Source organism: Pseudomonas sp. L5B5, assembly GCF_020520285.1.
Classification (GTDB): domain Bacteria; phylum Pseudomonadota; class Gammaproteobacteria; order Pseudomonadales; family Pseudomonadaceae; genus Aquipseudomonas.
Genome location: NZ_CP084742.1, coordinates 6,752,748 through 6,776,688, shown reverse-complemented (window position 1 = coordinate 6,776,688; position 23,941 = coordinate 6,752,748). Strand labels below are relative to the sequence as shown.

20 protein-coding genes are annotated in these 23,941 nt (G+C 66.5%); 8 read left to right on the top strand and 12 right to left on the bottom strand.

The window, feature by feature from the left end:
* Positions 1–15 precede the first annotated feature (15 nt).
* Complete coding sequence (locus LGQ10_RS31190) at positions 16–900, bottom strand: Dyp-type peroxidase (RefSeq protein WP_226524222.1); 885 nt, start codon at positions 898–900, stop codon at positions 16–18.
* A 245-nt stretch (positions 901–1,145) separates the two neighbouring features.
* Positions 1,146–2,180 (bottom strand): AraC family transcriptional regulator, encoded by a 1,035-nt coding sequence (locus LGQ10_RS31185; RefSeq protein WP_058434495.1) that lies wholly within the window; start codon positions 2,178–2,180, stop codon positions 1,146–1,148.
* A gap of 258 nt (positions 2,181–2,438) precedes the next feature.
* Between LGQ10_RS31185 and LGQ10_RS31180 the strand changes: the two genes are divergently transcribed.
* Positions 2,439–3,386, top strand: coding sequence for a transporter (locus LGQ10_RS31180; protein ID WP_226524221.1), 948 nt, complete (start codon positions 2,439–2,441; stop codon positions 3,384–3,386).
* 160 nt (positions 3,387–3,546) lie between these two features.
* Here the strand turns inward: LGQ10_RS31180 and LGQ10_RS31175 are convergent, their stop codons facing one another.
* From LGQ10_RS31175 to LGQ10_RS31140, 8 genes are all read right to left on the bottom strand, one after another.
* Entirely contained in the window at positions 3,547–4,755 is a 1,209-nt protein-coding gene (locus LGQ10_RS31175; protein WP_226526241.1) for a DSD1 family PLP-dependent enzyme, read from the bottom strand.
* Positions 4,756–4,840: 85 nt separating this feature from the next.
* Entirely contained in the window at positions 4,841–6,151 is a 1,311-nt protein-coding gene (locus tag LGQ10_RS31170; protein WP_413247644.1) for a D-arabinono-1,4-lactone oxidase, read from the bottom strand.
* Between the two features lie 103 nt (positions 6,152–6,254).
* A complete protein-coding gene (locus tag LGQ10_RS31165; protein ID WP_058436277.1) occupies positions 6,255–6,662 on the bottom strand; it encodes a c-type cytochrome in 408 nt (135 codons plus the stop codon).
* Between the two features lie 197 nt (positions 6,663–6,859).
* Positions 6,860–7,663: an energy transducer TonB gene (locus LGQ10_RS31160; RefSeq protein WP_226524220.1), complete on the bottom strand. Its 804-nt coding sequence runs from the start codon at positions 7,661–7,663 to the stop codon at positions 6,860–6,862.
* Complete coding sequence (tolR, locus tag LGQ10_RS31155; RefSeq protein WP_058436279.1) at positions 7,660–8,106, bottom strand: protein TolR; 447 nt, start codon at positions 8,104–8,106, stop codon at positions 7,660–7,662. Before tolR ends, LGQ10_RS31160 begins: the two co-directional genes overlap by 4 nt.
* A gap of 16 nt (positions 8,107–8,122) precedes the next feature.
* The gene (gene tolQ / locus LGQ10_RS31150; protein WP_226524219.1) at positions 8,123–8,833 is read right to left on the bottom strand and encodes a protein TolQ; all 711 of its coding nucleotides are present in this window, start codon (positions 8,831–8,833) and stop codon (positions 8,123–8,125) included.
* 81 nt (positions 8,834–8,914) lie between these two features.
* Positions 8,915–10,837 carry a phytase gene (locus tag LGQ10_RS31145; RefSeq protein WP_226524218.1) on the bottom strand — a complete coding sequence of 641 codons (1,923 nt, stop codon included), beginning with the start codon at positions 10,835–10,837 and terminating at the stop codon, positions 8,915–8,917.
* 39 nt (positions 10,838–10,876) lie between these two features.
* On the bottom strand, positions 10,877–13,399 hold the full coding sequence (locus LGQ10_RS31140) for a TonB-dependent receptor (protein ID WP_226524217.1): 2,523 nt from the start codon (positions 13,397–13,399) through the stop codon (positions 10,877–10,879).
* A gap of 403 nt (positions 13,400–13,802) precedes the next feature.
* On the opposite strand from LGQ10_RS31140, the gene LGQ10_RS31135 reads away from it, so the two are divergent.
* The 4 genes from LGQ10_RS31135 (at position 13,803) to LGQ10_RS31120 (ending at position 18,718) form a co-directional block, all read left to right on the top strand.
* A complete protein-coding gene (locus LGQ10_RS31135) occupies positions 13,803–14,717 on the top strand; it encodes a GGDEF domain-containing protein (protein ID WP_226524216.1) in 915 nt (304 codons plus the stop codon).
* A 9-nt stretch (positions 14,718–14,726) separates the two neighbouring features.
* The gene (locus LGQ10_RS31130; protein ID WP_058435960.1) at positions 14,727–15,764 is read left to right on the top strand and encodes an AraC family transcriptional regulator; all 1,038 of its coding nucleotides are present in this window, start codon (positions 14,727–14,729) and stop codon (positions 15,762–15,764) included.
* A 172-nt stretch (positions 15,765–15,936) separates the two neighbouring features.
* A complete protein-coding gene (locus tag LGQ10_RS31125) occupies positions 15,937–17,562 on the top strand; it encodes an NADP-dependent glyceraldehyde-3-phosphate dehydrogenase (protein ID WP_226524215.1) in 1,626 nt (541 codons plus the stop codon).
* A 97-nt stretch (positions 17,563–17,659) separates the two neighbouring features.
* Positions 17,660–18,718, top strand: coding sequence for an FUSC family protein (locus tag LGQ10_RS31120; RefSeq protein WP_226524214.1), 1,059 nt, complete (start codon positions 17,660–17,662; stop codon positions 18,716–18,718).
* Here the strand turns inward: LGQ10_RS31120 and glp are convergent.
* Both glp and moaB read right to left on the bottom strand, forming a co-directional pair.
* A complete protein-coding gene (gene glp, locus LGQ10_RS31115; RefSeq protein WP_226524213.1) occupies positions 18,715–19,917 on the bottom strand; it encodes a gephyrin-like molybdotransferase Glp in 1,203 nt (400 codons plus the stop codon). The genes LGQ10_RS31120 and glp overlap by 4 nt on opposite strands.
* On the bottom strand, positions 19,914–20,453 hold the full coding sequence (gene moaB, locus LGQ10_RS31110; protein WP_022639460.1) for a molybdenum cofactor biosynthesis protein B: 540 nt from the start codon (positions 20,451–20,453) through the stop codon (positions 19,914–19,916). Before moaB ends, glp begins: the two co-directional genes overlap by 4 nt.
* A gap of 224 nt (positions 20,454–20,677) precedes the next feature.
* Between moaB and mobA the strand changes: the two genes are divergently transcribed.
* From mobA to fdhD, 3 genes are all read left to right on the top strand, one after another.
* Positions 20,678–21,292 (top strand): molybdenum cofactor guanylyltransferase MobA, encoded by a 615-nt coding sequence (mobA, locus tag LGQ10_RS31105; RefSeq protein ID WP_226524212.1) that lies wholly within the window; start codon positions 20,678–20,680, stop codon positions 21,290–21,292.
* 96 nt (positions 21,293–21,388) lie between these two features.
* On the top strand, positions 21,389–22,282 hold the full coding sequence (locus LGQ10_RS31100; protein ID WP_226524211.1) for a LysR family transcriptional regulator: 894 nt from the start codon (positions 21,389–21,391) through the stop codon (positions 22,280–22,282).
* Between the two features lie 47 nt (positions 22,283–22,329).
* Positions 22,330–23,154, top strand: coding sequence for a formate dehydrogenase accessory sulfurtransferase FdhD (gene fdhD / locus LGQ10_RS31095; protein ID WP_226524210.1), 825 nt, complete (start codon positions 22,330–22,332; stop codon positions 23,152–23,154).
* Positions 23,155–23,941: the final 787 nt, after the last annotated feature.

Below are 23,941 nucleotides of genomic sequence, written 5' to 3'. Positions count from 1 at the left end.
CGGCCATGCGCTCGGTCAGGCCGCTTGCAAGGCGCGCAGGTCGAGCTGGCCGTCCAAAAGCGGTGGGCACCAGTAGTAGCCACCGGTGATCGGCCGGCTCATGCGGTACAGGCCGTCGGTGATGCCGTCTTCCAGGCCGCTCATGCGCCGCAACTGGGCTTCGAAGGCGCTGAAGGAATGACCGAAGGCCAGGAACATCAGGCCGCCCTTGTCGCCTTCGATCCACGGCATCGAACGGCGCACGAGGAAGGCTTCCGGGGCGAAGCTTTCCTGGGCCGTGCGCTTGACGTGGGCCGAGACCGGTGCGTCGTCCAGCTCTTCGTTGTCGCTCAGGCGCCGGCCCATGATGTTGTCGCGTTCCTCGGGCTGCATCGCGGCAAAGCCCTTGAAGTCGTGCTGCCACTGCTGGATCGCGGCAAAACTGCCGCCGCGCAAGCCGGCTTCACCGTCGGCCAGGGCCGCCGTGGCCGCGGCTTCGTCCTGGGGGTTCTCGGTGCCGTCTTCGTAGCCGGTCAAGTCGTGGCCGGTCTTGTGGCGGAAGGCCTCGTTCATCTGCACCAGGCGAAAGGCCGGGGCCAGCGCGGCCTCCAGTTCGTTGCTGCGGTGCATCAGCTCACCACGCTCCTCGCCATGCAACCAGACCCACAGGGCGTGCTGGGTCGAAGGGTTGTCGACGCCGACCCCGGTCAGCCCCGGGAACGCCTTCAGGCCGGCTACACGAGCGCCCAGGGCCTTGACCAGCGAGGCACCGAACCCGGCTACCGCCGAGGCACCGTCTACCCGGGCCAATAATTGATCGAGCGCCCGGGGCAACGCCTCGATGGACTCGAGGGCGAAAAACAGATGGCGGGCCTGTGACGGAACGGGGGCAGCGAGGATGCCGGGCTGGTAATGATTCATGGGAGCTCCTGAATAAAGCCCGGCAGTTTACCGCCATGGGCCGCCAGCGTGTAGCCGCTGCCGTAGGGCGCGCCAGCGAAGGAACGGGAGATGCTTCGTGTAGCCGCTGCCGCAGGCTGCGCATGGCCCGCAGGGCCACGGGGGGTGCAGGATCGCTGAAGGTCCTGCGGACCTTGACGCAGCCTCGCCATGGCTCGACAGCGGCTACAGGCCTCGTGTCGCCGCTGCCCCGGGGCGAGCAAGATTCAATGCAACGCCGCTTCTTCGCGAAAGGCGCTGGGGCTCAGGCCGGTCCAGCGCTTGAAGGCTCGGCGGAAGCTGCGCACGTCGCTGTAGCCTACTTCCTCGGTGATGCGTTCGATGGACAGCTCGGGGTTGCCCAGCAGGTTCAGGGTCCGGGCCTGTCGCACTCGCTCCAGCAGGGTTTCGAAGGTCAGGCCGTGCTCGGTCAGGCGCCGACGAAGGGTACGTCCGCTCATGTTCAGGTCCCGCGCCACCTGCTCGATATGACTGCCGCAGCGCAGGTCCCGGGACAGGGCCCGCTCCACCGCCTGGATCAGGTCCATCTTCTGGTGCACCTGGGCGCTTTCCAGTTCCAGCAGCTTGAGGGCCTGGCGCAGGGCCACCGGGTGATGATTGGGCAAGCGCGCCTGCAACCAGCGGGCCTCGATCACCATGCGCGCGTGCAGGCAACCAAAGTGCACGTTCGGTCCCAGCAGTTGGGGGTAGAGCCCGGCATAGGCCGGCGCGGCGTGCATGAATTCCACCCGTAGCGCCTGGAAGTCGGCGTTCAACAGTGCCCGGCCATAGATCAGCAAGCTGGCGAAGAACTCCTCCGCGGCGAAGATCTGCACCTCGCCATAGGGCAATCGGCATTGCAGCTCGACAAAAAATTCGTCGCCCTGGCAGTCGACATCGGCCCTGACGATGGTGCCCGAGGTGTGCTGGTGGCGGATGCCCAGCTCGAAGGCATCGCCCAGGGTCCGGCACAGGGACAGGGCATGCCCCAGCAGTCCCAGGGTGCCCAGCACGTTGCGGCTGCCGACCCACAGCCCCAGCCCTTGCTGGGGCAGCGCCGCCAGGGCGCGCTCGATCATCGCGACCGCCTGGCGATAGGAAATGCGCAAGGTCGGGTCTTGCAGGTCGTCCAGGGTAAACCCCAGGCCCCGGCACAGGCGCTCGGCACTGACGCCCTTGTCGCTGGCGACATCGGCCAGGGTCTGCAACAGGAAGGGCGACACCAGCGCCAACTGGTCATGGGAATCGACGGCTTTGTTCATGGAGGTGGTTTCCGGGCCGCTTGAGCGGCTGTTCTTATTGTCGGACGGCAGCGGTGCCAAGGGCTCACCGGCCAGCCAAGCATATCTCGTAGCACGGGCATTGACGGCGGAATGTAACAAGGCATTGCAAGCTGTCCGACAAAGTCCCCCTGAGTGGCCGCCAATACCCTGCCCCACTGGCCGGCCAGGGCTTATTCCTATGGGGCGGCCGGTGCGGTCGCCGCATCCTCCCTACTAACAATAAGAATGAGCCCAACCATGCACCCGACCCGTCCCAGCTTTCCCCTGCGTCCAGGCCTTGCCATGGCCCTGGCTGCCTGCTGCATGAGCGCCCAGGCCAGCGAGTCCGGGGTCGACAACATCGGCCCCGGCACCGACGGTTTCTACGTCCTGCCCCTGGGGTCCGACCAGCTCCCGGACCACATGTTCTCCTTCAACCTCTACTACAACCACTACCAGGCGAAGAAGCTCGACATCAGCTCCTTCGGCGGCAAGGTCCCGGGGGTCAAGATCACCTCCGACGCCATCATCCCGCGCCTGGACTACCTCAGCCCGGTGCGCATCCTCGGCGGTCGCCTGGGCGGCTACGTGGCCCAGCCGTACCTGCGCCAGCAGGTGTCGATGTTCGGCCAGAGCGACCGCCGCGAAAGCATGGGCGACACCACCCTGGCGCCGATCATCCTCTGGGACATGGGCCCCGACCTGACCCTGGCCGCGGCCCTGGAAGTGACCTTGCCCACCGGCGAATACGACAAGGAACGGATGGCCAACACCAGCAACAACTTCACCACCTACAAGCCGCTGTTCTCCATGACCTGGCTGCCCACCGAGCGTACCGAGGTGTCGCTCAAGAGCACCTACAGCTTCAACAAGGAGAACCATGCCACCCACTACCGTTCCGGGCAGATCTTCCACTTCGACTACTCGGCCAGCTACCGGGTGACCGACGACCTGAGCCTGGGGCTCAACGGCTACTACCTGAAGCAGACCACCGACGACAAGCAGTTCGGCAAGACCGTGACCTTCATGGGCGAGGACGTCAGCGATGGTGTTCGCGGGCAGGTGTTCGCCATAGGCCCGGCGCTGCACCTGCGTTTTCTCAAGTACGCCAGTGCCGAGATCCGCTGGGCCAAGGAGTTCGACGTGGAGAACCGCCCCGAGGGCGACATGTTGTGGGCCAAGTTGAGCATTCCCTTCGCCCTGTGAATCCGCGGCGGCGACCGGTTTCGTGTCGCCGCTGCCGCAGGCTGCGCATGGCCGGCAGGGCCACGGGGTTGCAGGATCGTTGAAGGTCCTGCGGACCTTGGCGCAGCCTCGCCGTGGCTCGACAGCGGCTACAGGCTTCGTGTCGCCGCTGCCTCGGGGGTCAGGCGTAGACCGGCCAGCGTTCGACGATGCGCCCACCGCGCAGGGCCAGCAGGTCGCCGAACTGCAGCAGCACGGCCTCGCTCTGGTGGGGGCGCAGGAAGATCTGGTCGTCCACTGACAGGCCCACGGCACTGGAACCGTTGACCATCTCCTGGTTGGAGCTGCGGCCGAACAGGCCATTGCTCTGCAACCCCGCCGGCGACTCGAAGTCCGCCAGCCAGTACCCGCCGTAGATGAAAAAGGTCTGGCGCTGGTTGCTGTCCCACCAGGACAACAGCCGCGACTTGTCGTCCAGCGCCGGAATCCGCACCGGGCCGGTGCTCTTGAGCACCGGAGTGGCGATGAACACCGCCGGCACATGTTGTTCCAGGGAAGGCAGGTCGTAGTGGCTGGGCTTGAGCATCGCCGTGCCCACCGAGACCTCGGTGCTCAGGGACTCCTGCTCGTGCCGGCGATAGCTGGGACTGCCGGCGGTGTTCAAGGTCAGGCCCGGGCGCCACAGCGCCGGGTATTGCTGGCGGGTGAAGTCGACGAAGCCGTTGTAGATGACCATGACCTTGGCGAACAGGCTTTGCGGCGAGCCGAGAATCCCCGGTACGCCCATGTCGACGAAGGGGTCGTACCCCATGAACCCGGCAAACTCCAGGTGCTGCGGGTGGGCGGCGATCAGCGCCAGCATCTGCCCGAGCACGGCGTTGTCCGCCACCCCACCACGGTGCAGGCCCACGTCCAGCTCGATATTGATGCGCATCCTGGTGCCCAGGCCCTGGGCCAGCGCCAGGTACTGCTGCAAGCGTTCGGGAGAGTCCAGCAGCCACTGCAACTGCCGGGACGGATCGAACGGCCCCTGGTGCTGCTGGTAGAACAACTCGGCAGCGCGTACCGGCAGCGGTTTGCCCAGGAGAATGTCGGCGTCGGCGAAGACCTGGGCATCGTGGTTGAGAAACGGCTGGTGGAACGACATCAAGCGCTGGGTGCCGGCACGCCGGGCGATATAGGCCAGCAGCCCGGGCGATGGCAGTGACTTCTCCACCAGGCGCAGTTGCTTGCCACCGCGCTGCACCGACTGCATGACCACATCGATGTTGTGATCCAGGCGATCGAGGTCGATCAGCATCACCGGCTGCATCGGCCCCTTGGCCTTGAGTTCGCGATTGAGTTCGGCGAAGTACGGGCTGTAGGGCGCGCCCCGGTCACCCGGTCGCAGCCAGGCGCCGACACCCGCCAGCAATACGCCGGCACCCAGGGTGCCGGCCATGAAACGACGACGGTTCATGAGTCTGATCTCCGGTTCATGCCACCCCCAGCACGCTGGCCAGGTGGGCGTTGATGAAAGTGCCCTTGGGGTCCAGTTCCTGGCGCACCCTGGCGAAAGCCTGCCACTGCGGGTACAGCCCCTGCAGGGTGCGGGCGTTGAGGCTGTGGTGCTTGCCCCAGTGCGGACGCCCCTGGTACTTCCAGAAAATGGGCTCCACCGCAGCGAAGAAGTTGTGGTGATCCATGCTGTAGTGCTGGTGCACCGAGATCGAACAGCTGTCGCGGCCCTCGAACATGCTCAAGGGAATGTCGTCGGCCTTGACGTAGCGGTACTCGATGGGAAACCAGGTGCGCAGGTCCTTGTCGTGGATCAGCGCAAGGATCTCGCGCAGGCACGCCGGCCCCAGGTGCGCCGGCACCGAGTACTCCATCTCGTTGAAGCGCACGCTGCGCACGTTGGCGTAGACCTGGAAGGAGTCGCCCACCCGCTCGTCGAAACGGGCCAGCCAGCGCAGGCTATTGAGCAGATGACGGCGGGTGTCGGGGAAGTCGCTGACGTACTTGTCGAGGTTCTCGATCAGGCTGACGAACTCGTTGCCGCCCTCCTCGGCCGGGTCCGTGGGCGGGGTTGCCGGGTCGGTGGTCTCGTTCAGCGCCACCGCCAGTGCGTAGTCGGAATGGGTGACCACGAGCATTTCCCAGTGCTGGTTGTCGCGGGTCAGGTGATCCATGTCCTCCAGCAGCTCATCGGTCCTGGCGATCCATTGCTTTTCCCGCAGGCGGTAGGCCGTCCGGTTCTGCAAGCGAATCCGGGTCGTCACCCCCAGCGCCCCCAGGGACACCCGCGCGGCCTGGAACACCTCGGCGTTGCGCTGGCGATCGCAGTCCAGCACCTGGCCATCGGCAGTCACCAGTTGCAGGCCGCAGACCTGGGTCGAATAGGAACCGAAGCCGACCCCGGTGCCATGGGTCGAGGTGGCAATGGCGCCGGCCAGGGTCTGGTAGTCGATGTCGGCCATGTTCCACAGGGCCTGCCCCACCTCCTTGAGCGCCGGCCCCATCAGCGCCATCGGCGTACCGCCGGCGAATTCCGCCTGCAGGGTCTTGGGATCGTGTTCCAGCAGGCCGTTGAAATAGGCCAGGGACAGCAAGGTGCCGTCGGTGGGTACCAGGGCGCTGAAGGAATGCCCCGAGCCCACCGGACGGATCTTGCCCGGGGCATTGCGGATCACCTGGACCAGCTCGTCCAGGTCCTTGGGGGCCAGGCGTGCCTCGGGCAGGCAGCTTTGCGCGCCGGACCAGTTGCGCCAGGGAATCAGCCGCGGCGCGCGAACCAGTTCGGCCATCAGCGGGTTGCTGCACAGCGCGGTGAATGCGCCGAGGGCGCCGGCCCCTTGCAGCAGTCGGCGACGAGAGAGGTGCATGACCATGGAAGGTGACCTTGTATTTTTATTGAAGTGAATGGCCGGACATGAAGCGGATCAGCGCCAGGAACTGCTCTTCGGAGCACTGCATGCACTGGCCCATGGGCGGCATGCCCTGGTAACCGTTGATGCTGTGGTCCAGCAGGGTGTCGGCGCCCTGGGCCACGCGCGGCGCCCAGGCCTTGGCATCGCCGGCCAGCGGCGCTCCGGAAGCTGGATTGGCGTGGCACAGCTTGCAGCTGCTGTCGTAGATCCGCGCCAGGTGCGGATCGGCCGGGCTCTGGCGGGCCGTGTCGAGGCGCCCGATGGCAGGCGGTTCAGCCTCGCCGCAGGCACTCAGCAACAGGCCCAGGGCCAGCGTCAGGGCGCTGCGAGCAATCAGGAAACTGTGACGCCGCGACGGGCGCGGGCAAACGGGAGTGACGATGGGCATCAACGGTCCTCAGTGCAGCCAGGGCAAGGGAACCGCCCCGACGACAGGGGCGGACCACACCCGGTCACACTAAGACACCCGCGCCCCGGGGTTGAGGGCATTGGCGGCCAGCCAAGGGGACAGGCTCGGCCAGCCAGGGTGCGTGCAATCAGCCAGGAGACCGCCTGGACGGCAACGAAGGCAGGCCTGCCCCCGACTCATTTGATCCGGTAGTGAAAGGTGTTGCGTACCGCCGGCACCGTCACGGCCTGGCCATCGATCAGCCGCGGCTGGTAACGGAACGTCGCCACCGCCGCCAGGGACGGGCGCATGAACAGCGGATGGCAACCGTCGATGACCTTGGGGTTCTCCACCCGCCCCTGGGAGTTGACGCTGTATTCCACGGTGCAGTCGCCTTCCAGGTTCTTGTCCAGGGCCCGTTGCGGGTAGTCCGGAGCCTCCTTGCTCAGGGGCTGGTACTGGCGGCTATCGGCCGCTGCCTGGGCCGCCTGCTGGCGCCCGCGCTCTGCCGCCAGCCGCGACTGTTCGGCGCGCCGAGCCTGTTCCTGGGCCAGGCGTTGCTCGGTATCGCGCTGGCGCTGCTCGGCGTCCAGGCGCTCGCGCTGCTGGCGTTGCTGCTCCTGCACCTGCTCATGTTTCTTGTCTTGCACACGCTTGCGCGCCAGGGCCGCCTGCTCCAGCTTCTGCGCCTGAACCTGAGGGTCCACCCGAGGTCTTGGGGGTTCCAGTGGAGCTGCGGGCGCGGGTGGTGGCGCCACCTCGGCCACTGCCGGCAGCGGTTCTGCGGGGGCGGCAGGCGGCGCCAGCATCACCAGCTGGGTGGTCAGTACCGGTGGCGCCTCGACCTTGGGCTTGTCCACCGACCAGCCCAGCATCAGCGCCACCAATACTCCGGCGTGCAGGGCCAGGGCCAGGCTCGCCGCCAGGCTGTTGCGCCAGAAGCCCGGCGCCTCGGGCCGCAGGGACATCGCGGTAGGAGTGTGCATGATCATCGCCGTCATTGCGGGGCCTCGGTCACCAGCCCCAGGTTGTGCACCCCGCCCTGCTGCAACGCCGCCATGGCCGCCACCACGCTGGCGTAGGCCGCGTCCTGGTCGGCGCGGATATACACCTGGGTGTCGCCGCGACGGGCAATCACCTGGGCCACCTTGGCGCGCATCTGCCCAAGGTCCACGGCGCTGTCGGTCTGGTTCCGGGTGTCCAGTTCGCTGCCCAGGTTCCAGTAGTAGCCGCCGCCGGCCTGCACCGACAGGGTGAGGATCTGCTGGCGGCTGTCGGTGGCCAGGGCCTCACTGGCGACCTTGGGCAATTGGATCTTCACTCCCTGGGTGAGCATCGGTGCGGTGACCATGAAGATCACCAGCAGCACCAGCATTACGTCGATGTAGGGCACCACGTTCATTTCCGCCTTGGGTCCGTGCTTGCGTTGCGGCCGGGTCAACATCGGCTTGCTCCTTCTCTCAGGCGGCCACGGCCAGGTGGCTCGGGGTGCCCTGCAAGGTGCGATGCAGGCGTACTTGCAGTTCATTGCCGAAGGCGTAGTAGCGGGTCAGCAGGGTCTGGCTGCGGGCGGAGAAGCGGTTGTAGGCGATCACCGCGGGAATCGCCGCGAACAACCCGATGGCGGTGGCGATCAGCGCCTCGGCAATGCCCGGGGCCACGGTGGACAGGGTCGCCTGCTGCACCTGGGACAGGCCGAGGAAGGAATTCATGATTCCCCACACAGTACCGAACAGGCCGATATAGGGGCTCACCGAACCCACGGTGGCCAGAAACTGCAGGCCCTTTTCCAGGCGGGTTTCCTGCTCGCTGATGGCCACGTACAAGGCCCGCTCCACACCTTCCAGCACACCTTCGCCGGCACTGCCTGGCTGGCCGCGCAGGTGGTCGAATTCCTGGTAGCCGGCGGCAAAGATCGGCTCCACGCCGCCTTCGGCATCGCTGCTCTTGGCCACTTCGCGGTACAGCGGCAACAACTCGGGGGCGACGCGAAAGCGCTGGATGAAATCCTTGAAGCGCTGCTCACGACCGCGCAGCACGGCGCCACGCTGGATGATCAGGTACCAGCTGAGCAAGGACGCCAGGAGCAAGGTCAGCATCACCGCCTTGACCAACAGGCTGGCATCGCTGATCAGCCCCCAGATGCTCATGTGTTCGAGTGTGGCCTGCATGGTGGAACTCCTTCTCGGGTGCCCGCCTGGGCTGGCGGGGCTATTCGATGACATTCAAATGACCAGGTGATGACCGCCGGCTCAGGGCAGCTTCAGGGCCTGGGTGACCTCGGCCCAGGGTACGAACTTGAAGTTCTGGGTCTGCTCGGGCATGCGCTTGCGTCCATCCTGGACCACCAGCAAGCCCTGGCTCCAGGGCCCGCCGAGGTTGGCCGAGGTGACTTCCAGGCCGTCGGTTTCCGAGGCGCCGTCGATCCCCGCCTCGGCATTCAGGCTGACCCGGAAGGCGCCGTGGGAGGCGAACGGCGGCTCGGCATCCAGCACCAGGTAGCTGTCGTTGCCCTGGCTGGATATCACCAGGTAGTCGCGGGCGTTGCTCTGGTACAGGGCCAGGCCCTCGACATCGGCCTGCAACAGGCCGCCGACCTTGATCACGCTGTGCAGGATCGCCGGCTGCTCGGGCCGGGCATCCACCGCCCAGACCCCGACGTCCTCTTCACCGAGGAACAGGCGCTGGCGCTGGTCGTCGGCGACGCAGCCCTCGGGCTGGCTGGCCACCTTGAACTGGCGCACCAGCTCGCCCTGGGCGGTGCCGCCAGGGGCGCTCAGGCGGTACTGGACGAAGGTGCCATCCTTGTCGTTGGCAATGGCGTAGATCTCGCCGCTGGCCGGCTGGAACAGGCAGATGCCGTAGATTTCCTTGAGCGGCGTGGGCACCTCCCCGGCCTCGCTCAGTTCGCCGTTGGCCCGGTCGATGGCGAACAGGCTGAGGCTGTTGCGGTCGCGGTTGCTGGCTACCGCCAGGTCCACACGGCGCTCGCCGAGCTGGAAGTTGGGCCGCACGTCGACGTTGTTCAGGCGCCCCACCGCCAGCTCCTGCAACAGCTTGCCCTGCAGGTCGTAGGCCAGCAGGCCCTGCTTCTTGTTGGTGCCCAGGACCCGGCTCAGGGACGGTTGTTGCGGGTGGACCCAGATCGCCGGGTCATCGGCGGCATCGCCCTGGCGCCCCACCGGTTCGCTCTGCACCGCCGCCTGCACGGTAGGCAATACCGGCGGCAGCGCCACCGGAGTGGCCTGCCAATTCAACTGGCCCTGGTACAGGCGCCCGTCCTGGTCATCGCGCAGCAGCACTTGCAGGCCTTTGCCGCTGACCCGCAGGGCAAGGTTTTCCGGCTCCTCGAGGCCGGCCAGGGGCAGCGTGGCCTGGGCCACCCAGCCTTTTTCCTGCTGCTGGTAGAGGTGCAGTTGCGCGGCTTTCGGGTCCAGCCCCAACACCCCGCCGGGCACCAGGGCCATGGCCCCGGCGCTTTTGCTGATTTCGCCAAAGGGCGCGCGCAGGGCCACCGGCTGGCGCGCGGTGTCGGCCTCGGCATGGGCCGGGTAGGCCCACCAGCCAACATTCTGTTCATTGACCAGCAATTGCTGGGCGCCATCGTCCACCTGGCAGAACTTGGCCTCCGGCGGCAGTGGCAGACCACGCACCCGCTGCGCTTCGGCGCTCAACTGCGCGCCGTTGCCCACCAGCCACTGCTCGCCCTTGCCCTCCTCGCCCACCAGGAACAGGAACAGGTTGCTGGCCTCGTCGCGGTACAGGCACAGGCCGTTGACCGGGTAGTCCCGGGGTGGCAGGTACAGCGGCTGGCCCCAGGTGCGGCTGGCCGGGTCGAGGCTCACCAGCAGCGCCTGCTGGCGTTCGTTGTCCAGGCTGGCCACCAGCAGTTGCCCGCCGGTGGCGCGGCTGTCCAGGCCGTTGAACGAGCCCTTGAAGCGGCTCAGTTGCCGGCCCTGCTCATCCAACAGCAACAGGCCTTCGCGCTCGCTGGCCAGCAGCCGGTCGGCGCCTGTGCCTGCGGGCACAAAACCCAGGCCGGTGACGCCCGGGGTCTGCTCGGCCCAGGGCTTGAGGTTCAGGCCAGGCACGCTGGGCGCGGCCAGGGCGGCAGTGCTGGCCAGGCCAATGCACAGGGCCAGCAGGCCGTTTTTCGCGGTAGATACAGTGCTCATCACAATCCTTGGGTGTGCAATCGGGCAAGGGCCCGCTACTTAGAAATGGGTGAAGGTCAGGCCGAGCTTGTAGGTCGGGCCGTATTCCTCGTACTGGGCGTTGTAGGAGCGGTGACCGGTGTAGACGAAGTACGGCTGGTCGGTGAGGTTCTGCGCCTCGAAGCTCAGTTGCAGGTTCTTGGTCAGGGAATACTTGGCGCTGAAGTCGACGAAGGTCTGGGCATCCACGTGCAGGTCGTGGGCCTTGTCGCTGATGGACGCCAGTTCGAACAGATAGGCCGACTTGTAGTTGGCTGACAGGCGCAGGCTGAGCTTGTCGTCCTCCCAGCCGAGCATCAGGTTGCCCACGGTGTCCGACTGGTTGGGCAGGTCGATGTCGCGCTTGCGGTTGACCCCGGCCTTCTGGTCGAAACCCTCGATGCTTGCGCTGGAGCGGCTGAAGGTGCTGTTGGCGCCCACCAGCAGGCCGCTCCACGGCGCCGGCAGCCAGTCGAACTTCTGCGAGTAGGCCAGTTCCAGGCCGTACAGCTTGGCACTATCGCCATTGGCGAAGGTGTGGGCCTCGGAGAACCCGCTCCAGGCGCCAGTGCCGGCCAGGTCGGTGTTGTAGACGAAGTTCTGGATGTCCTTGTAGAACACGAAGGCCGAGACGGTGCCGGCATGGCCCATGTAGTGCTCGATGCCCAGGTCCAGGTTGCTCGACTCCAGGGGCTTGAGGCCGGGGTTGCCGAAGGTCGCCTCGTCGCCGTCGATGACAAAGCCCGGGGCCAGTTGGCCGAAGGTCGGGCGCACCACGCTCTTGGTCCAGGCCGCGCGCAGCTGGGTGTTCTTGTCCAGCTGGTAGCGCGCATGCAGCCCCGGCAGCCAGTGCTGGTAGCGGCGCCGGGTGTCGGTGGCGGTGAAGGCGCCGTCGGTGACCCCGGTGCCCTTGGCCTCGAATTCGGTGCCCTCGTAGCGCAGGCCGGCGATAAAGCGCCAGTCGTCGATGTCCAGGGTGTTCATGAAGTAGCCGGCGTTGATGTCTTCGCGGATCTTGAAGTCGTTGGCCCGGGATTCTTCCGCGTCGTAGAAGGCCGCCGGATTCAGGCCGCCGATCAGCCCCTTGATGGCGCTGCCACTGATGCCCGGGCCGAAGCGGCCGAGGGAATAGTCCACGCTGCCCTTCTGGAACTGCCCGAGGTTGAGCTGCTGGTCAGTGAAGCCCAGGCTGTCGAAGTCCTTGTAGACCCAGGCCTCCAGGTCGTTGTCCTTGTTGCGCCGGCTGAGCTTGCCGCCGAACTTGAACTGCGCCGCATAGCCACTGAGATCGTAGTCCCGGGCCAGGTCCAGGCGCAGGTTCTTCTCGGTGTCGGTGGTGTTCTGCTTTTCCCAGTCGACCTTGTCCAGGGTGAAGTTGGCCGCGTCATAGAAGCCGGCGCCGATCACCGGCCGTGGCTTGCCGTTGCCGGAGAAACCGCTGTCGGAAAAATCGCTGTTGCCCTTGAAGGTGGCCCCGGCGATATGCGCCGGGCTGTCTTCGCTGGAACGGCTGTAGCCGGTCTGCCCGCTGAGGGTCCACAGCCCCAGCTGGCGCTCGCCACCGAACACGTAGGACTGGATCTGCTGGGTTTCCTCGCGCTGCTTGAGCTTGCGCGAGGCTTCGGCGTCGCCGCGCTCGCCGGCCGCCTGGGGGTCGGCGAACTCGATGCTAGTGGAGTTGCGGGTCTCGCTGTCCTTGTAGCGGCTGTAGAGGGTGCGCAGGTAATAGCTGCTGCTGTCGTCGGGCTTGTAGTCGAAGTTCAGGCCGCCACCGGCGCGCTCGCGGCTGATGGCGTAGTCGCGCTGCTCGAACTCCTGCAGCTTGGCGCCCTGGCTGAAGTCCCAGGCGCCGCCGGTCTCGACGTTGTCGGAACCGAAATCGCGCTTCTGCCAGCTCAAGGCCGCAGCCACGCCGAAGTTGTCGACGCCGTCGCCGAGGCTGAAGCGGTTGCTCGCCGCGCCGGAGAATTTCGGGCTGGTCTGGCGTGTGTTCTGGTCGTAGCTGGCCTCGCTGCTGCCGGTGTAGAACAGGCCCTTGTGGTCGAAGGCCGAGAGGCTTTTCACGTCCACGGTGCCGCCCAGGGAGTTGGCGTCCATGTCCGGGGTCAGGGTCTTGATCACCGACAGCGACTGCACCAGCTCCGAGGGCAGTACATCCAGGGCCACGGCCCGGCGCGCGCTTTCCGGCGAAGGCACCAGGGTGCCGTTGATGGTCACGCTGTTGAGGTCCGGGCCCAGGCCGCGAACGCTGACGAAACGCCCCTCGCCCTGGTCGCGCTCGATGCTGATGCCCGGCAGGCGCTGTACCGCCTCGGCAACGTTCTGGTCCGGCAACTGGGCCACGCCGTCGGCGTGCACCACGCTTTCGATGCTGTCCGAGCGACGTTGCTCCTTGAGCGCCTGGTCGACGCTGGCCGCCTGGCCCACCACTTGCACATGCTCGGTGGCGGCCGTTTGCGCGGCGCTCAAGCGTTCACTGGCGATGGCCATGGCCAGCGCGGTCAAGGTAAAGCTGACAAGCCCGGGACTGCTGCGCTTGTACATGATGGTCCTCCCCCAAGAGTCCGCTGACGCCGGGCAAGGGGCCCGGCAACTGGGAGGGCACGCTAGGGTCGGCGAATGACGGTTCTGTGACAGGCCAGGGCGGCGAACGGCGCAAACGCCCTTTTGCCCGGGGTTCGGCCGGCACAATGAGCTGAAATGACCCCCGCACGTCATCCCCGGGCAGGTGCCTGCCTCACGGCTCCTGCTTTGGGCGCGCTACGCACGCCAGCGGGAACAAGCTCCCTCGCCACACAAAGCGGGTTCGGCAGGGGGCGCAGGTAAAAAAAGACGTCGACGCGGTGAGCTGATTCGACCTCCCGCAGGTTTTTCCCGGCGTCACCCCACTGTCACAAACATCTGCTGTGCTGGCGCCCTCTCACTCCTGGCAAAAAGGACCACGGCCATGTTCTCCGTGCTCAAACCCCACCGCTGGAAACTCGCCGTACTGTTGCTGGCGGCCAATGCCGGGCTGCTGCTGCACCTGGCCTGCGGCAGCCTGAAATCGGTCGACGAGTGGCAGTGGCTGGACATCATCGGCGAAGGCGGCTCGGCGCTGCTGGCCTTGGTCTGGCTGGGGCTGGTGCTCAAGAGCCGCCCCGCCGGGCGGGTCACCAACTACCTGGCCATGGGCCTGAGCTGCATTTTCTTTTCCTGGTGGATCGACAGCCTCGACGAGTTCATCCGCCTGCCTGACAGCATCACCTGGGACCACTGGCTGGAGTCCGGTCCGATGCCCATCGGCATGATCCTGCTGACCATCGGCATCTACCACTGGCACCGCGAACAGCTGGCCATCAGCGCGCAGATGGAAAAGAAGGAGCGGCTGTTTCGCGAACACCGCCAGTTCGACAAGCTCACGCCCCTGGCTGGCGCCGACTACCTCAAGCGCGAGCTGGCCAGCAGCCTGGCCGACAGCCGCCGGCAGCAGCAGCCCCTGTCGTTGCTGGCTCTTGACCTGGACCACTTCGCCGCGATCAACCAGGACTACGGCCATGCCGAGGGTGATGCGGTGTTGCAGGCCCTGAGCCATGTACTGCTGCTCAACCTGCGGCGCCAGGACCTGCTGTGCCGGCTGGCCGGCGACCGCTTCGTGGTGCTGCTGCCCAATACCGGGGAAAGCCAGGCGCGGCTGCTGGCCCTGGAACTGCAACAGGCGGTGCAGGGCCTGGCGCACAAGACCCGGCAACACGGCGAGCGCCTGCACCTGGCGGCCAGCACCGCGGTGGTGATGGCCCTGGAGGAAACCCCGGAGGGGCTGCTCAAGCGCCTCAACCTGGCCCTGGCCCGGGCCAAGCAGCCCCTGGCGAAAACCGCCTGAGGCACCGTCATGACCGTGAAAACCAGTTGGTACGAAGCCGATACGCGGTTCATTCCCGGGCACTATCAGCCGGCGGCGCTGATCGACCTGGCGCTGTCCCGGGACATCGACAGCCACCGCCTGCTGCGCGGCACCGGGCTGTTCCACGAGGACATCCTGGCCGGTCACACCCGCCTCAGCCCCCGGCAGTTCCTGGCGCTGATCGGCAACGGCCGGCGCCTGCTGGAAGCCGATGACAGCAGCTTCCTGTTTGGCCAGCGCCTGCTGCCCGGGCACTACGGCGCCGCCAGCCATGTCCTGCGTCATGCGCAGAACCTGCACCAGGCCCTGGATGCCCTGGTGCAGCAGCAGGCCCTGCTCAGTCCCCTGGCCAGCCCGCGCCTGGTGCTCGATGACCAGCATGCCTACTGCTACTGGCTGGACAGCTGCGGCGCCGGCGAGCACTGGCGATTCCTGCTGGAAGCCAGCATGACCTCGCTGGTGGCCATGAGTCAGTGGCTGGCCGGCCAGCGCCTGCCCTGGGAATGCAGCTTCAGCCACAGCGAACCGCGCTACGTCGAGCAGTACTGGGTACACCTGGGGGAGCAGACCCAGTTCCAGCGGCCCCTGGACCTGATGCGCATCCCCCGGGAATACCTGACTCGGCCCTGGCCGGGCGCCTCGGCCACCGCCGGCCAGGTGGCGCGCCTGGAGGCCGGCGAGCACCTGCGCCAGCTGGGGTTTGCCAGCAGCTTCCTCGACACCCTGTACCGCTACCTGAAAACCCAGGTGCGCAGCACTCCGAGCCTGGAACAGGCGGCCCAGGATTTCGCCATGAGCCCGGCAACTCTCAAGCGCAAGCTGAGCAAGCACCACAGCGGCTACCAGCAGCAGGTGGACCGGGTGCACAAGCACGTGGCCCTGTACCTGTACCAGATCAAGGGCTGGAGCAACGAGGCGGTGGCCGACTACTTGAACTTCAAGGATCCGGCCAACTTCCGCCGTTCGTTCAAGCGCTGGACCGGTAGCACCCCGACCCTGATCCGGCAGTTGCTGGGCAGCAGCTGAAACGTTTAATCTCGAACCGCGACCGCTGGCCCACAGGCTTGTGCCAGGGGCCGTCGCGCTCGCGCGCCCGGCACAGAAACCGCTAAAGCACCGGGCCATTAAGGCGTATAAACCATGGAGCGATGCCGCCGCTGTCACCGCGCCGGAGCCATTTCCTACACGGGGTAGAGTCATGACCACAGCCAATCTCTTGAGCAATCTGTTTCCTGCCGCCGCCGATATCCCCGAAGCCTTTCGCCTGCCCGACCCGGTGGAGCAGCGCGACTACCTGGTGGACGGTGAGCTGCGCACCTGGAACGGCCCGCTGGCCCAGGTCCGCAGCCCGATCTACCTGAGCGATGCCGACGGCGACCGCCAGGTGGTTCTCGGCAGCACCCCGCTGCTGGATGCCGACACCGCCCTCACCGCCCTGGACGCCGCCGTGCGCGCCTACGACCGGGGCCAGGGCGCCTGGCCAACGATGCGCGTGGCCGAGCGCATCCAGCACGTGGAAGCCTTCCTGGCGCGCATGCGCGAGCAGCGCACCGCAGTGGTCAAGCTGCTGATGTGGGAGATCGGCAAGAACCTCAAGGACTCGGAAAAAGAGTTCGACCGCACCTGCGACTACATCGTCGACACCATCGGTGCACTGAAGGAACTGGACCGGCGCTCCAGCCGCTTCGAGCTGGAGCAGGACACCCTCGGCCAGATCCGCCGCGTGCCCCTGGGCGTGGCCCTGTGCATGGGGCCCTACAACTACCCGCTGAACGAGACCTTCACCACCCTGATCCCGGCGCTGATCATGGGCAACACCGTGGTGTTCAAGCCGGCCAAGCTCGGCGTGCTGCTGATCCGCCCATTGCTGGAGGCGTTCCGCGACAGCTTCCCGGCCGGGGTGATCAACGTCATCTACGGCAGCGGCCGCGAGACCGTCAGTGCGCTGATGGCCAGCGGCAAGATCGACATCTTCGCCTTCATCGGCACCAACAAGGCCGCCAGCGACCTGAAGAAACTCCACCCCAAGCCCCACCGCCTGCGCGCGGCCCTGGGCCTGGACGCGAAGAACCCGGGGATCGTGCTGCCCGATGCCGACCTGGACAATGCGGTCAGCGAAGCCCTGACCGGCGCCCTGTCGTTCAACGGCCAGCGCTGCACCGCGCTGAAGATCCTGTTCGTCCATGAAGCCGTGGTGGAGCGCTTCATCGAGCAGTTCAACACCAAGCTGCAAAGCCTCAAGCCGGGCATGCCCTGGGAGCCGGGGGTGGCCCTGACGCCGCTGCCGGAGAACACCAAGGTCGACTACCTGCACGCCCTGGTGGCCGATGCCCAGGCCCATGGCGCGCAAGTGGTGAACCCCGATGGCGGCGCCTCCCGGGCTTCGTTCTTCTACCCGGCGGTGCTGTACCCGGTGAACCCGCAGATGCGTGTGTACCACGAGGAGCAGTTCGGCCCGGTGGTGCCCATCGTGCCCTACCGCGACCTGGAGACCGTGATCGACTACGTGCTGGAGTCGGACTTCGGCCAGCAACTGAGCCTGTTCGGCAGCGACCCGGCGCAGATCGGCCGGCTGGTGGACGCCTTCGCCAACCAGGTGGGTCGGATCAACATCAACGCCCAGTGCCAGCGCGGGCCGGACACCTTCCCCTTCAACGGCCGCAAGAACTCCGCCGAGGGCACGCTGTCGGTACATGACGCGTTGCGCACGTTCTCGATCCGCACCCTGGTGGCGACCAAGTTCCAGGCGCGCAACAAGGAGCTGATCAGTGACATCATCCGCAACCGTGACTCCAGCTTCCTGACCACCGACTACATTTTCTAGCACGACCGGGGGCCTGCCTGGCAGGCTCCCTTCCATTCGCTGCCTTTCACCCACCACAGGAGAAACCGGTCTGGGCCCGTTCAACCACCTGCGGGGCATGACCCTGCCCTCCTGGCTGCGCCACCTGCTGCGGCCAGTGCTCGACCCGTACCGGCGCTACCGTCACGCCCGGCTGATCCACGCGGTGCGGGTAGCCCTCGGGCTGGTCGCCACCATCTTGCTGACCACCGGCCTCGACCTGCCCCACGGCGAGTGGGCATCGGTGACCATGCTGGTGGTGATCGGCGGCCTGCAACACCACGGCAACATCGGCAAGAAAGCCGCCGAGCGGGCGATCGGCACCCTGGTGGGCGCCGGGGTCGGCTTGCTGCTGATACTGCAACAGGCGTACTTCGGCCACCCCTGGCTGACCTACCTGGGCATGTCGGCGGTATGTGGCTACTTCTCCTACCACGCCATCGGCAAGGGCGGGTACACCGCGCTGCTGGCGGCGATCACCGTGTTCATCGTCGCCGGCCATGGCGACAACCAGGTCAGCGACGGCCTGTGGCGAGCGGTGGACATCCTCATCGGGATCGTCCTGGCCCTGGCGTTTTCCTTTGCCATCCCGCTGTATGCCGTCTACTCCTGGCGCTACAACCTGGCCAGCGCCCTGCGCGATTGCGCGCAGTTGTATGGGCGGATCATCAAGGGCCAGTCAGTGACCGATGACGAGCACCTCAGGCTGCTGGGCCGGGTCAACAGCGCCATGCTGCAACTGCGCTCGCTGATGCCTTCGGTGTCCAAGGAAGTGCGAATTTCCATGACCGAACTGGACGCCATCCAGCGCAACTTGCGGATGTGCATCAGCACCCTGGAGATTCTCGGCAACACCCGCCCCGACGCTGGCGATCACCAGGCCATGGCGCAGATGCAACTGAGCCTCAAGGCCGAGCACCGGCAAATCCGCATGCACCTGGTGGGCATGGCCCGGGCCCTGCAATCTGGTATCACTCAGCGCCTGGAAAAGCCTCTGGAAGGTCCTCTCGAAAACGCTCTGGAAGCGCCGGTGCATTCGGCCCTGGACGGCTATCAATTGCTGACCCGGCAACTGGTGGCAACCCTCGGCGAGATGCGCCAGCGCCTGGCCAAGAGCGCCCGGCACTGGAAGATCTAGAACAGTTCGCTGAAGGGAATGAAACGTGCCAGGGCTCCCACCCGCAGGGTGTGGCCTTCCAGGATCTCCACCAGGCCATCGGCCCAGCAGGCGCCCAGCAACACCCCGGAACTCTGGTTCGGATAGAGCACCGCCCGCCCCTGCTCCAGGCGGGCGCGCAGGTACTCTCGACGACTGCCGGCCCGGGTCCAGTCGAAGGCCACGGGAACCATGACGCCCAGCGGCTCGATGTCGCGCATGCCCTGGATCCGCAGCAGGTATGCACGGGCCAGCAGGCCGAAGGTCACCAGGGCCGAGGCCGGGTTGCCCGGCAGGCCGATCACCGGCACCTGGCCGAAGTAACCCACGGTCAGGGGCTTGCCGGGCTTGATGGCGAGTTTCCAGAACAGCGGCCGGCCACTGTCGCGCAGCACCTGGCCCAGGCAATCGGCATCGCCTGCGGACACCCCGCCCGTGGTCAGTATCAGGTCGATCCCGTGCTGCAATTGCTCGAGCCGCAACCGGGTCTCTTGCGGCTGGTCGGGAAGCGTCCCGGCGTCGATCACCTCGCAGCCCAGGGCATCGAGCCAGTGCATGAGCAGGGTGCGGTTGCTGTTGTAGATGCAGCCTTCGCGCACCGGCATGCCCGGCTCCAGCAGTTCATCACCGGTGGACAGCAGCGCCACCCGGGGCTTGCGCACCACCGGCAACTGGGTACAACCCTGGGCGGCGGCCACTGCCAGCTCGAAGGGCCCAAGGCGCGTGCCGGCCTCGAGCAGCACCTGGCCCAGGCGGTTCTCCTGGCCCTGGGGGCGGATGTTCTGCCCCGGCTTGAGCGCCTGGGTGAAACGCACCCGACCATCCTCCAGCAGCTCGACGTTTTCCTGCATCTCGACGCAGTCGGCGCCGGCAGGCACCGGGGCCCCGGTGAAGATCCGGGCGCAGGTGCCAGGTTGCAGCGGCGTGCCGGGCCGACCGGCAAACACCGTCTGCGCCACCACCAGCGGCTGGCCATCCCAGTGTTCCAGATCGAGGGCATAACCATCCATGGCGCTGTTGGGCCAGGGCGGCAGGTCCAGGGTCGCCACCAGGTCGCTCGCCAGCACCCGTTGCCGAGCCTCGTCCAAAGCCAGGGTTTCGCTCTCGGGCAAACGCTGGGCATCGGCCATGGCCAGCAGGCTGGCCAGTGCCTCTTCCAGCGGCATCAGGCGGTTGTTCATCCCCGGCTCTCGCAAGCCTGTACCGGCTTGAGGTGCGGGACGAAGTTGCACGGCCGATGCCGGGCATCCAACTGTTCGGCGAGGATGCCTTCCCAAGCGGTCCGGCAAGCGCCGGTGGAACCCGGCAGGCAGCACACCAGGGTGCCGTTGGACAGCCCGGCCAGGGCCCGGCTCTGCACGGTGGAGGTGCCGATATCGAGGATCGAGATCGCACGAAACAGCTCGCCGAAACCATCGATGCGCTTGTCCAGCAGGCAGCCCACGGCTTCGGGGGTGCTGTCGCGGCCGGTGAAGCCGGTGCCGCCGGTGATCAGCACCACCTGGATGCGTTCGTCGGCGATCCAGGTCGCTACCTGGGCGCGAATCTTGTACAGATCGTCCTTGAGCAGGTTGCGCTCGCTCAAGGTATGCCCGGCTTCGAGCAAGCGGCTGACCAGCAACTGCCCGGAGGTATCGGTGGCATATTCCCGGGTATCGCTGACCGTCAGCACGGCAATATTCAAAGGTACGAACAACGCATCCGCCTTCACGCTCATGTCACTCTCCGACCGCCAAGATGAAAATCATGGGCCCAGGCTAAAGGCCGTAAAGCGCGGCTGTCTAATCGTTCCGGCTGACCGGATTATCGACCCGCTCTATCGCCATCAGCCCCAGGCCAGGGCTCGATAAGCCGGGTCGATCAGCCATTCGAATGTTCCGATTGGACGCAGCGGGCAGACAATGAGATCGTGCCCGCCATCGACCCGACGTGCCTGTGACCATGACCCCGACCCAGCCTGCCCACGCGACCTCCCTGCCCTGCTCGATCCTGCTGCTGGCCGGCGGACGCGGCCTGCGCATGGGTGGCCGGGACAAGGGCCTGGTGCCCTGGCAGGGGCGGCCACTGATTGCCCATGTGCATGACGTGGTGCGGCCCTTGAGCGATGACCTGATCATTTCCTGCAACCGCAACGCCGAACAGTACCGGCCCTACGCCGATCAGTTGGTGGCCGATGCCCAGCAGGACTTCCCCGGCCCCCTGGCGGGGGTCCTGGCCGGCCTGGCTCGGGCGCGACATCCCTGGTTGCTGGTGCTGGCCTGCGACGCCCCACGCATCGACAACGCCCTGCTGCACGCCCTGCTGGACGCCCGGGCCGATGATGGACAAACGGTGATGGTGCAGCAGGACGGCCAATGGCAACCCATGTTCAGCCTGTTGCCGACGGCACGGCTGGGCGATCTGCGCCAGGCCTGGGACCAGGGCGAGCGCAGCCTGTTGCGGGCCCTGCGCGTACACGGCCTGACGCCCTTGCACTGCGCCACCGACGACCCCCGATTGAGCAATTTCAACAGCCCTGAACTACTGTCTGAAACACCCCCCGGCTCCCCGTCCTGAAGGCTGGCGGAACTGCCCGGGGCGATCTTCGGGTCTTCCCACAGCTTGAACCTCTGCGTTAATACTGATGACGACACTCCCACAGCAGGTGCCCTTGTGGACATCAAGCAACTGAAGTTTCTGATCGCGCTGGAACAGACCCGCCACTTCGGTCAGGCTGCCGCGCGCTGCCACATCACCCAGCCGACCCTGTCGATGCGCCTGCGCAACCTGGAGGATGAACTGGACCTGATCCTGGTGACCCGAGGCCAGCGCTTCGAAGGTTTCACCGAGGCCGGCGAACGGGTGCTGGCCTGGGCCAAGACGCTGCTGGCCGCCCATGACGGACTGTTCGCCGAAGCCGCCGCCTGCCGCGGGCAACTGGTGGGTAACCTGCGCCTGGGCCTGGTGCCCCTGAGCGGCTTCAACCCCATCAGCTACGTGCAGAAACTCTCGGCAAGTTTTCCCGAACTCAAGTTCAGCCTGTCGTCCGGAAGCTCCGATCGCATCATCGAGGAGATCGGCAACAACCAGCTGGACCTGGGGGTCTGCTACCTGGACCACGTCAACTCCAACTACCTGGACTTCTTCGAGATCGGCGAGACCCGGGTCGGCCTGCTGTACGACACCCGGCACTATCATTTCGAGGGCACCGAGCTGAGCTGGGAAGACGCCGCCGAACTGCCGCTGGGCATGCTCAGCACCGGCATGCACTATCGCAAGTCCATCGACCTGAGTTTCCGCAGCCGCGGCCTCAACCCGCAGCCGATCCTGGAAAGCGATTCGACCTACCAGCTGTTCCAGGCCATCCACGAAGGCTTCTGCTGCTCGATCATGCCGCTGGAGAGCGGGCTGGACTCACCCATCGAGAACCTGGCCTTCATCAGCCTGCCCGATGCCAGCGTGCTGGCGCCCCTGGGCATGGTGATGCGCAAGACCGAACCGCGCTCGGCGATTGCCGAGAAGTGTTTCGCCGAAGCCCGCAAGCTGTTTGCGATCAAGGGCGAATGACCGTTTAACGCGTCCCTGGGGCGCACCGAGCAGCAAGAGGTGGATGCATGGTTTGCCGGATCGAACAACCGGATCAACAACCCGAGGCCAACGCACCGGCCCCGGCGCCCCAGAGCGTGGCCTATCGCGAATACGGCGCGCAGGAAACGGCCCAGGCCCCCCTGGCCGCCGAGATTGCCCTGGCCATCACCTACAACGGCCTGAGCCAGGCGGTGATGATGGTCTCTCCGGGCAACCTCGAGGACTTCATCCGTGGCTTCAGCGTCACCAACGCCATCGTCACCGGCCTGGACGAGATCTACGACATCCGCCTGAGTCATTTCCCCCAGGCCTGCCAGGCCGATGTGCAGATCTCCAGCCGCGCCTTCTGGGCCCTCAAGGACCATCGCCGGCAAATGGCCGGCACCAGCGGCTGTGGCTTGTGCGGGGTCGAGGCCCTGGAGCAGGCCCTGCCGCAGCTACAGATCCTGGAAGCTGCAGCACTGCCGCCGTCCGAGCACCTGCTGGGCCTGCGCGAGCGCATCGAGCAGGCCCAGCTCATGGGTCGCAGCAGCGGCGCCTTGCATGCGGCGCTGTACGTCGATGAACAGGGCCAGGTACGCCTGTGCCAGGAAGACATCGGCCGCCACAACGCCCTGGACAAGCTGATCGGCGCCCTGCTCCACGCCGGGATCGATGCTCGCCAGGGCTTTACCGTGGTCACCAGCCGCTGCAGCCTGGAGCTGATCCACAAGGCCGTGCGGGCACGCCTGGGCACCCTGGTCAGCCTCTCGGCGCCCACTGCCCTGACCGTGCAGTGGGCCAACAAGCACCACCTGAACCTGATCCACGTCCCCCACCGCAGCCCCCCGAGGATCTACAGCCCGGTGTAACCCCACAGCCTCGCCATCCACTGGCCAGGTGCTCGATCAGGCAGATCGAGGATTCAGGTCTTGCGGCCGCTGCGCAGCCGAGCGGGAGCGAGCTCCCTCGCCACCACAGCCGGTTCCAGGCCAATAGCAGCAGTGCCCCCACTCCCCGTGGCGAGGGAGCTTGCTCCCGTTGCAAGGCGCAGCCTTGCCATCCGCTGCGCAGGTGCTCGATCAGGCAGATCGAGGATTCAGGTCTTGCGGCCGCTGCGCAGCCGAGCGGGAGCGAGCTCCCTCGCCACCAAAGCCGGCTCCAGGCCAATAGCAGCAGTGCCCCCACTCCCCGTGGCGAGGGAGCTTGCTCCCGTTGCAAGGCGCAGCCTTGCCATCCGCTGCGCAGGTGCTCGATCAGGCATGTCGGGGATTCAGGTTTTTCGGCCGCTGCGCAGCCGAGCGGGAGCGCGCTCCCTCGCCACCAAAGCCGGCTCCAGGCCAATAGCAGCAGTGCCCCCACTCCCCGTGGCGAGGGAGCTTGCTCCCGTTGCAAGGCGCAGCCTTGCCATCCGCTGCGCAGGTGCTCGATCAGGCATGTCGGGGATTCAGGTCTTGCGGCCGCTGCGCAGCCGAGCGGGAGCGAGCTCCCTCGCCACCACAGCCGGTTCCAGACCAATAGCAGCAGTGCCCCCGCTCCCCGTGGCGAGGGAGCTTGCTCCCGTTGCAAGGCGCAGCCTTGCCATCCGCTGCGCAGGTGCTCGATCAGGCATGTCGAGGATTCAGGTCTTGCGGCCGCTGCGCAGCCGAGCGGGAGCGA